Source organism: Azonexus hydrophilus (genome assembly GCF_905120355.1).
In the GTDB taxonomy this organism is placed as follows: domain Bacteria; phylum Pseudomonadota; class Gammaproteobacteria; order Burkholderiales; family Rhodocyclaceae; genus Azonexus.
Genome location: NZ_CAJHOB010000042.1, coordinates 1 through 1663, shown reverse-complemented (window position 1 = coordinate 1663; position 1663 = coordinate 1). Strand labels below are relative to the sequence as shown.

The following is a 1663-nucleotide window of genomic DNA, read 5'->3' as shown; positions in this document are numbered from 1 at the left end:
CCCCCTGGGTCAGAATAGTTGTCGCTTCGATAGAATCTTGAATTGAGGGGCGATAGAGGAAGAAGGAAGTGGCGAGATACGGACAGTTATTCAAGGACAAAGCGGTGTCGAGGTTGTTGCCGCCGGAAAGTGCGCCGATCGAAACGGTGGCTCGGGAGTTGAGCATTTCGGTGACGACGCTGGAGCGTTGGCGAGCAGAGGCGCTGTCCATGCCCGCTCGCGAGCGGGCATGGACAGCGGCGGCCCGGTTCGAGGCAGTGCTGATGACGGCGTCGCTGGACGAGGCCGGCAAGAGCGCGTGGTGCCGCGAGCGCGGTGTGTATCCGCAGGAACTCGAGCAGTGGCGGCTATCGGCCACGCAAGCCTTGGCGGAACCGGAGGAAGCGCGTGCCTCCCCACGCGAAACCAAGGCCGACCGGCGGCGCATCAAGGAACTGGAGCGCGAGTTACGCAGGAAGGACAAGGCGCTGGCCGAAACAGCCGCCTTGCTGGTGCTCTCAAAAAAACTCGAGGCGATCTTCCAACAGGACAAGGACGAGGACGAATGATCGGCCTGGAAGATCGCCAAACCTGGGTCCAGCACATCAAGACCGCGCATACCGCCGGTGCCCGTTTGCGCCCTGCCTGTGAGGTGGTCGGCATCAGCGTGCGCACTTTCGAGCGTTGGCAGGCGAACGGCGGCCTGGCGGTTGGTGACCGGCGTCCTGCCGCCACGCGACCCATACCCGCCCACGCGCTGACCGAGGAGGAAAGAGCCCGGATTCTGGCCGTTGCCAATGAGCCACGCTTTGCCGACCAACCGCCTGCCCGTATCGTGCCGGCGCTGGCCGACGAAGGCATCTATATCGCCAGCGAATCGAGCTTCCAGCGCGTGCTGCGTGCCCATAGCCAGAACGCCCATCGGGGCCGTAGCCGGGCGCCACAACCGGCCCGGACGCCGACTACGCACGTCGCCACGGTCCCCGGCCAGGTGTGGTGCTGGGACATGACTTACCTGCCTACTCAAGTACAGGGGCAGTGGCTCTACTTGTACCTGATCATGGACCTCTACAGCCGGATAATCGTCGGCTGGGAAATTCATGCCAGCGATGAGGCTGACCACGCTGTCGCCCTGCTCAAGCGCACCGCACTGACCGAAGGCGTCCATGCCCTGCCGGAGAAGCCCGTGCTGCATGGCGATAACGGCAGCACGCTCAAGGCCACCACGGTGCTGTCCATGCTCCACTGGCTGGGTGTCAAGCCGTCGTACTCGCGGCCGCGCGTCTCTGACGACAACGCCTTCGTCGAATCGCTCTTCAAAACCGCCAAGTACCGCCCGGAATTCCCGACGCGCGGCTTTGCCGATCTGGAAGCGGCACGCGCCTGGGGCCATGAATTCGTGCGCTGGTACAACTTTGATCATCGCCACAGCGGCATCCGTTATGTCACGCCCGCTCAGCGCCACGCAGGGGAAGACCACGCCATCCTGGCAGCTCGTCATCAGACGTATCTCCAGGCACGCGAAGACAACCCCGCTCGTTGGTCAGGGAATACGCGCGACTGGTCACCGGTCGGTCCTGTCACGCTCAATCCCGAGCGAGACGCTGTCATCCGTGACCTCCAGGCTGAAAATAAAACACGGTTCGCCGCATGAATCAGGCGACAACTATCTTGACTTGCTCCG

The 1663-nt window shown here is 63.3% G+C and carries 1 protein-coding gene; it reads left to right on the top strand.

The genetic code is table 11. The features are described 5' to 3' along the window. The first annotated feature begins 68 nt into the window (after positions 1-68). Positions 69-1633, top strand: a protein-coding gene (locus JYJ39_RS13875; RefSeq protein ID WP_205205229.1) for an IS3 family transposase whose coding sequence is annotated in 2 segments (ribosomal slippage) — positions 69-507 and positions 507-1633 — 1566 coding nt in all. Because the reading frame shifts where the segments join, the coding sequence is not laid out codon by codon here. Positions 1634-1663 lie beyond the last annotated feature (30 nt).